The organism is Endozoicomonas sp. ONNA1, from assembly GCF_024606325.1.
Lineage (GTDB): Bacteria > Pseudomonadota > Gammaproteobacteria > Pseudomonadales > Endozoicomonadaceae > Endozoicomonas_A.
Map to the genome: position 1 here is coordinate 1 of NZ_JAHHPN010000051.1, position 1,439 is coordinate 1,439.

A 1,439-nucleotide genomic window follows, 5' to 3' on the forward strand; every position below is an offset into this window, starting at 1 on the left:
GAATAAGAGGTGGAGCTGAGTGGGGTATTTTTGGCGGTCTGGATCAGTTCGTAACTCACCAGTAGATGATTGATGTAAAGCCATGGCCATGAAATCGATTCATTGATGGTCGTTTTTAGCTCGTAGCCGTTTAGTCTGTCTTGTTTCTCATCAGACGATAAATCCGATCCTGCATAGCCCTTTGTGTGAGCAATGTCTGACAAGGTGCACGACAGTGTGTGCTGGTCAGGTTTTATAAAAACATTCTGGCTTGGAGCACCTGCTTTCTGTTCAAGCTCGACAACAAAACGCCTGGTCAACGGTTGAGCCTGACAGACGACAGACAATGACATGAGTAACAGTGGTGCTGCAAAGAGTGGGTGTTTAATCATTCTACCCTTGGATTCTGGTGTACAGAGAGGAAGGATAGATCAGGAAAATAACGCAAGTCAGGCAGTTAACCGTTCTCTCAACTGCCCCGGAGAAGCATTCAGCCCTGCCCCATAAACTATGCTGCTGAGGTGAAAGTGATCCCACTTCACTTTCTCTATGACTGTAAAGTTTGCTGTGACTAAATAATCACCCATTTCAAACACTCTGAAGATGGGAGCACAGAAAACCGTGTTTACTCGATGACATAACGCCTTTCTTTTGTTCCCTACCTTGCCCTGGCCTTGACCAGGGCTGTCACTATGTCGGTATGGCCCATATTGGCAGCGATGAGCAGGGGGATGAAGCCATTATGAGTCCGGGCGTTGAGATCCGCCCCGGCGTTGATCAGGATTTTCACGCAGTCGATACTGCCTCTCTTGGCTGCGATTAACAGTGGGGTGGAGCCATCCGACAAGGCGGCGTTGACATCTGCCTTGGCTTCGACCAGGGCTGTCACGCAGTCAATATTACCCATATCTGCAGCGATGGACAGCGCGGTGAAGCCATCCTTAGTCCGGGCGTTGAGATCCGCCTTGGCTTCGATCAGGAGTTTCACGCATTCGGTATTGTCCAACCAGGCTGCTATTAACAGTGCGGTGGCGCCATCCGAAGTCCGGGAAGCGTTGAGATCTGCCCCGGTGTTGATCAGGATTTTTAGGCAGTCAGTGCAATTTTGCTGAGCAGCGATGAACAGCGGGGTGACGCCATCCCTACAGTTGGCGTTGAGATCCGCCTTGGCTTTGATCAGGAGTTTCACACACTCGGGTTTATTATTCTGGGCAGCGAAAAACAGTGCGTTTCCACCAGTCGAGCAGGCAGCGCTGATATTCGCCCCGGCGTTGATCAGGCGTTCGACAATGTTCTTGTGCCCCTGACTGGATGCCATCATCAAGGCAGTGAGGCCATCATTTATAACGGTATTAACATTGACTTCTTCTGCCAGTGACTTCTCCACCTGATCCAAATCCCCGTAAAAACAGGCACGATAAAACGCCTGATCGGGGAAAAATGTATCCGGGTGAGATTCA

At 50.1% G+C, this 1,439-nt stretch carries 2 protein-coding genes; both read right to left on the bottom strand.

Translation table 11 applies throughout. The annotated features are described in order from the left end of the window. Positions 1-371 (bottom strand): hypothetical protein (locus tag KDK19_RS01205; RefSeq protein ID WP_257291171.1); only part of this gene is annotated, 371 nt, incomplete at its 3' end. Between the two features lie 266 nt (positions 372-637). Next, the coding region (locus tag KDK19_RS01210; RefSeq protein ID WP_257291172.1) for an ankyrin repeat domain-containing protein at positions 638-1,439 on the bottom strand (802 nt) is incomplete at its 5' end.